The sequence below is a fragment of the Mycobacterium sp. ZZG genome, from assembly GCF_054786995.1.
Map to the genome: position 1 here is coordinate 1 of NZ_JBTBFV010000109.1, position 6255 is coordinate 6255.

4 protein-coding genes and 1 pseudogene are annotated in these 6255 nt (G+C 61.9%); 2 read left to right on the plus strand and 3 right to left on the minus strand.

Features of this window, described 5'->3' with window-relative positions:
- Nucleotides 1-180 precede the first annotated feature (180 nt).
- Complete coding sequence (locus ACXMYJ_RS28295) at nucleotides 181-978, plus strand: CbtA family protein (protein WP_310833613.1); 798 nt, start codon at nucleotides 181-183, stop codon at nucleotides 976-978.
- Between the two features lie 337 nt (nucleotides 979-1315).
- Here the strand turns inward: ACXMYJ_RS28295 and ACXMYJ_RS28300 are convergent, their stop codons facing one another.
- Nucleotides 1316-1975: a DsbA family protein gene (locus ACXMYJ_RS28300; protein ID WP_310833612.1), complete on the minus strand. Its 660-nt coding sequence runs from the start codon at nucleotides 1973-1975 to the stop codon at nucleotides 1316-1318.
- Nucleotides 1976-2465: 490 nt separating this feature from the next.
- Here ACXMYJ_RS28300 and ACXMYJ_RS28305 point away from each other — a divergent pair, with 490 nt between their 5' ends.
- Nucleotides 2466-4010: a fused MFS/spermidine synthase gene (locus ACXMYJ_RS28305; protein ID WP_310833611.1), complete on the plus strand. Its 1545-nt coding sequence runs from the start codon at nucleotides 2466-2468 to the stop codon at nucleotides 4008-4010.
- A 202-nt stretch (nucleotides 4011-4212) separates the two neighbouring features.
- Here ACXMYJ_RS28305 and ACXMYJ_RS28310 read toward each other — a convergent pair whose 3' ends face one another.
- The gene (locus ACXMYJ_RS28310) at nucleotides 4213-5484 is read right to left on the minus strand and encodes a L,D-transpeptidase (RefSeq protein ID WP_375167678.1); all 1272 of its coding nucleotides are present in this window, start codon (nucleotides 5482-5484) and stop codon (nucleotides 4213-4215) included.
- Nucleotides 5485-5941: 457 nt separating this feature from the next.
- A pseudogene (locus ACXMYJ_RS28315) lies at nucleotides 5942-6127 on the minus strand (hypothetical protein); the annotation flags it as partial.
- Nucleotides 6128-6255: the final 128 nt, after the last annotated feature.

The following is a 6255-nucleotide window of genomic DNA, read 5'->3' on the forward strand; positions in this document are numbered from 1 at the left end:
CTGAGGCGACGGCACTCCCGCTGCGCCTATTCCAGTCCCGCAACCTACGAACGCAACCACGAAACCGCTACGCTGCCAGAAGCGGCGTAACCACAAATCCCGTGTCCACTACATGGGGGCAAGGCCCGACCACTCTGCTGATGTTTCCTTGTTATGCCGAAACCGAAAGGGACTAACAAGATGGAGAAGCAAATCATCTGGCGCGGCCTGTTGGCTGGCGCCGCCGCAGGCGTACTGGCTTTCGGGTTCGCGCGGATATTCGCTGCGCCCCAGACTGTGCGCGCAATCGAGTACGAAGATGGCGTGCGGGCCGCCCGGGAGGCCATGGATTCGCCGGGGGGACACGCCGGCCACGCAGAGAACGTCGACCTGTTCACCCGCACAGTGCAGATGAACCTCGGCATGGGTCTCGGCCTGCTCGCGTTTAGCGTCGCCATCGGCGCCTTGTTCGCGGTGGTGTTCGCCGTAGCCTATGGTCGCGTCGGTGATGTGTCGGCACGACTGCTGTCGCTTTACATCGCGGGCGGCATGCTGTTGAGCTTGTACGTCGTACCCAACCTAAAATATCCCGCCAACCCGCCAGCGCTGAGTCTCGACCAGACCGTCCGTGAGCGCACACTGCTGTATGTGTTGATGGTGGTGCTGTCGGCAGCGCTCCTGATCGGCGCGGTGGTACTGGCTCGCCGATGGGCGGCCAAGTTGGGGGCCTTCAACGGGAGGCTGGCCGCCGCTGGCGCCTACGCAGCGACGATCGCACTCGTAATGCTCGTGCTGCCAACCATCAACGAAACACCGGCCCCGCTGCGCGACGCTGCAGGCGCCATCGTCTATGAGGGCTTTCCCGCCGATGTCCTCTACTACTTCCGGCTCTACGCGCTCGGCACCCAGGTTGTCATTTACACGACAATCGGCCTGGTGTTCGGTGCGATTGCGTCGCGGCTGGTTGGGGAGCGCCGAAAGACCAGCCACATACTGTAACGCTTAATCCGGCCTTGGTGGCGGCGGTACAGAACCATCAAGGCTGATCTTGACGACTGTGCAGCCCTCTCGCTAAGTGCCGTCTACGGGTAGACGCAGGGAAGGCCTCGGCCGAGGGCAAGCGGGCCGGCGCTCACTGGGGCTGCAGCTCTATTCCGCTGTGCCGGTTGAACGGCATGCGGGTGGTCTCGCGACCGGGCTAATGACCGGTCAGGTGGTTAGGAAAATCGTTCGTTGCAGCCGCGGGGTTGTGCCGTGCGGGCAGGTCGGCGCAGGCCATTCCACAGTCATCGGTTCGCTGCGCGCCGAACTGTGGCGGGGGCCCGCCTGGCGCTGACTACTCGCTGAGGGCATTTTTGATCGCAGCGCCCAGGTCTGCGTATGTCTTGATCTCCAGCTGCTTCCCGTTGACGAAGAATGTGGGCGTGCCCTGCACGCCGAGGGCGGTGCCGTCGGCGACATCCTCTTTGATTCGGGCAAGTGTGGCCGGGGCGTTGTACGCCTCGTCCCACGCGGCTACATCGAGACCCAGCTCGGTGGCGTACCCGCGGAACACCTCGTCTGCCGGTACCTGCTTCTCGCCCCACTGATCCTGCGTCTCGAACATCTTCTTGTACATCGGTTCGAACTGGCCTTGCTGAGCCGCTGCTTCTACCGCACGTGCCGCCCGTTCTCCGTTGAAGTGACCAGGCATCGGGAAATAGCGGGCGACGAAGGTGACTTGCTGGCCGTACTGGGCGCGCAGCTGCTCAACGGTGGGAAACGCCGCGCGGCAACCTTCGCACTCGAAATCGAGAAATTCGACAAAAGTCACATCGCTATCGGGCGCGGAACTGAGTCGGTGACTGTTCTCGCGGACTACCTGGGCTTCGCCGTTAGCCTGTGTTCCGCCTGATCCTGCGGATCCACCATCTCGGCTCGAAAAGTACACACCGGCGCCGATCGCGATAGTGATGACCACAAAGAAAGTCAGCAGTATTCGAGTCATTGGATTCATGCCGGCAGTTCCTTTCGCTCCGTAGAGTCCTGTAACTGAGCAATCTACGGTGTATCTCCGTAAAGATTTCTACCACGACAGCTCTCCCCCACGCCCAAGCGTCCCGCGCTTTGTCGCCCAGTCCTCTTCAACGGTTCCAAGGCGCCGCGGCCCGGCATGCCTAGCGAACGCGCATACGTCTACTAATTTTGGCCAAGAAAAGTTCGGAGCGGTGTCCCTGGCCACGGTGGTGTACGTCCACAAACTCGCCGACTCTTGTTATGCGCCAATTGATTCGAGCCACTCGGACCCGATAGCTGCCGGGCTTGACGTCGGCGGCAGTCAAGAACGTCTGCGGCATAACGTGTCGACGTCGGCGCTGTTTCCGCACCCGTCGATGCCTGCTGCACTGTTTCCGTCTCCGCGGCGCGCACGCTATTACTGATACGATTACAACCCGTTTTTCAGTAGGTAGTCGGAGACAGAGGGTTGTGCTGCCAGGATTGAGACTGTGACCGGTCCCCCGCCAGTTCCCGACAACCATCCTTCATCTCAATCGCTGCCCGGGGTCGGAGCGCGCACCGCCGCGGTCCTTGTGTTCACCTCTTCGGCGGCGGTGCTGGTGGTGGAGATCACCGCGCTGCGGTTGCTGGCGCCCTACCTCGGGCTGACTTTGGAAACAAGCACCCTGGTCATCGGAATCGCCTTGGCCGCAATTGCCCTTGGTTCCTGGGCGGGCGGCCGCCTTGCCGACCGCGATGATCCGCGTCGCTGGTTGGGGTTATCGCTGGGGATATCGGGCGTGGTCGTGGCGTTCACGCCTTCCGCAGTCCGCACGGCGGCCGAGTGGGCGCCGGGGACGCTGTTGATAGTTGCGGCGCTCACGATTCTGGCACCCGGGGCGTTGCTATCGGCGGTGACACCGATGGTGACCAAGATGCGCCTGATCACGCTCGCCCAGACGGGCACCGTTGTCGGTCAGCTGTCTGGCGTAGGCACCGTCGGTGCCATCGCCGGCACTGTGCTTACCGGATTTGTCTTCGTGTCGCGGGCACCAGTCAGCGTGATACTCATCGGCCTTGGATCGATGTTGGTGCTCGGCGGCATCGTTGTGGAGTGGCGCATGCGCCGGCGAAACACTGTCAGCGCCGCCGTACTTACGCTCCTAACCGTCGGCGCGGGTCTGGCTGGCTACATTGCACCCGGCGGTTGCGACGTGGAAACCAAGTACCATTGCGCCCGCGTCATCGCCGACCCCGAGCGGAACAGCGGCCGCACCCTCATGCTCGACGGCGCGCGCCACTCGTACATAGACCTCCAAGATTCGGCCGTCCTGCAGTTCAAGTACGTGCGCGCCTTTGCTTCAGCCGTCGACGCATCCTTCCCGACCGAAAAGACGCTGGAGGCCTACCACCTTGGTGGAGGCGGCCTCACCTTCCCGCGATACCTCGCTGCTACTCGGCCAGGAACCCATAACGTGGTGTCCGAAATCGACGGCGGCGTGGTGCGCATAGACCGAGACCAACTCGGATCAGCTTCCGAGGCCGGGCTTGAGGTGCGCGTCGAGGACGGAAGACTGGGCCTTGCGCGGCTCGACGACGACAGCCGTGATCTGATCGTCGGCGACGCTTTCGGCGGCGTGAGCGTGCCTTGGCACCTGACGACTGCAGAAGCGCTGACAGACATACGCCGAGTCCTCAACGAGGACGGTGTGTACATTGCGAATCTCATCGACTACGGAGAGCTGGCGTTTGCACGTGCCGAAGTCGCAACACTCGCACAGGTTTTCAAGCACGTCATAGTCACCGCCGAGGCCGGCGACGTCGGCGTCGATTCCGCGACGACACCCGACGGCGGCAACCTGGTCGTGCTCGCCTCCGATCGACCGGTTGACCGTGACGCCCTCCAGAGGGTTCTGAATACTCGCAACACCGGGTGGACGACCGCTACCGGCAACGACCTCAGATTGTGGATCCGCGACGCCCAAGTGCTGACCGACGACTACGCTCCCGTTGATCAACTTCTCGATCCCTACCGTCAACAGAGCGGCGAGTAAATTGTCGAGCTCGGCCTCATCGCCGACCCGTCGCCAGCTTTGCCGCGTTCCCGGTCAGATTCCTTCGCGTTTACGGCCAGCAGGCAGCGAATTTGTCATCTGCCCGATGTGGAAGCTCGCTCTCTGATGCTCGGATCCGAGTCGCACCCGGTGAGAAACCAGCGAACTGGCGTCGCATGTCGCGTGACTGATCGAATACTGATCAGGGGCGCAACGCGCTGCCACCCATCCATTCGTCCCAGGGCACAGACCAATCTCCGTTCTGCCACTGTTCCAGCGGTGCGCCGCCGGTATTTCGGATCTCGACAACATCGCCTGGATTGGCAAAGTTGTAGTACCACTCAGCATTCTCTGCACTCAGATTCAAACAGCCCGCCGAAACGTTGGTGTTTCCCTGCGCCCACACGGTTGCTTCGCGCTCATGGAGGTAGATGCCATCAGGGCTGATCCGCACCGCGTGCGGGACGCTGATCTTGTACCCCGATGCCGAATCGACTGGCAATCCGTAGGTTGACGAGTCCATCAAGACGGGATTCTGTTTCTCCATCACCGTATAAACGCCAGGTTGCGTCCAGAACGCAATTGTCTTGCCCCCGATAGTCTGCGTCCCTCCCCGGCCCATCGATGTCGGCATCGTACGGATCAAATTGCCGTTCTCGTAAACACTGACCTGTTTGGTCGTGTCATCGGCGATCGCGACACGAGACGGCCCAATCCGGAAACTGACCTGCCTGTCCTGTTCTCCGAATAGTCCACTACCCAAATCAGTACCGTAGAGATCGGCTTTGACCGTGACCTCAGTGCCGGAAGGAAAATACTCACGGGGCCGCCAATGCGCCTTGCGATCGTTGATCCACATCCAGGAGCCCGCCAACTGCGGCGTCGTTAAGACCTGGAGGCGAGATTCGGCCGCAGCCCGGTCAGGGATATCCGCGTCGAAGGTTGCCACGATCACGGTTCCGACACCGTACACACCACCCTCCGACAGCGACGCTCCGTTGGTCATGCCCAGCCGAACTCCGACCTGGGATTGCGGTGCGACAGTAGAGAACTCCGAAACCGTCGTGACGGTGCTGGCGTCAGCGCCCCGGCCGGTCGCGCTGAGCGTATAGGACCGTCCGTATCCGAGTGGTTCGGCGGGCTCCCAGGCACGTCCGCCCTCCACCAAGCGACCCGCGACGACCCGGCCCTGTTCGTTCTGCATCCGCACATCAGTCAGGGTGCCAACTGTCGCGGTCACCTTCACTGCGCCGACGGGGACCACATCGCTGGCGCCTGTGCGGGGAAGAATCTCGATTACGGGAGGCTCGGGCGCGGCCTGCGGCGTCTGCTCAACCTCCAGGGCACCGGGCGCAACCACCGTATTCGTCAACCGAGACTTGAGAGCACTTGTCTGCGATGCCGTCACGAGTACCGCGACAGCCGAGATCACACTCAGCGCAACTACCTTTCGGCGTCCAGCCAACACTTTCATCACAACTATCCGTCGGGTCCCACTCCTGCTATTACGTATCCACATAGTAATTGGTGGCGCGACCAGGTGCCGGTTCGGCGCGGCGAGCTAGTAAAAAAGGCCGCCGCGAGCTGAGCGCGCCGACTTACGTTGTACATTGATGCCATCGCGATCGGAGCGACTCGACGGGCGTTCAGTAGGCGGGCGGGTTGCACCACCTGCCGTCGCCGATGCAGTTACAGCATGGGAGGCATCGCTACAACCAGGCTTCCTACTCTATTGGCTCGCCGCCGCCATCCCAAGCTTGACGGGAGTTGGAGGGCGGTTCGCCAGCTCGGCTCGAAATACACTGTGGCGCAATCCCCCGACAGAATTCCGCCACAGCGGTTCGTCGGGATCCGTCCCGCCTCTCCTGACGGCATCCACAATCTACTATGCACCTCAGTAGGACGCATATAAATTCCGAAGGAGGCAGTTATCAGCCTCCGAACAGAAGGTAGAGACCGGTGAACGTGTAGCCGACCATCGTCAGCATCATCGCCACTTGACCGGTGATCTGATGCTGTTGCGGCAGCAACCGCAGAGCGCGATCGTGCGCGGAGACGACCGCCACCATGTGCCCCACGACCACGCACGCGACCTTGATGGTCCAGAGTACTGACGGGGAGAAATTGTCAATACCTGTGGATCGGGGTGTTTCAGGCGACCTCCGTTCCGGTGCTCTCGTCACCGTTTGAAGGCGGTGTTGGTGGGGTGATGTCGGTGGGTCGTTCGAGTAGCTTGCCTTTGTGG

Coding starts and splice junctions, on each gene's coding strand:
- ACXMYJ_RS28295 (WP_310833613.1), top strand. CDS start 181: ATGGAGAAGCAAATCATCTGGCGCGGCCTGTTGGCTGGCGCCGCCGCA.
- ACXMYJ_RS28300 (WP_310833612.1), bottom strand. CDS start 1,975: ATGAATCCAATGACTCGAATACTGCTGACTTTCTTTGTGGTCATCACT.
- ACXMYJ_RS28310 (WP_375167678.1), bottom strand. CDS start 5,484: ATGAAAGTGTTGGCTGGACGCCGAAAGGTAGTTGCGCTGAGTGTGATC.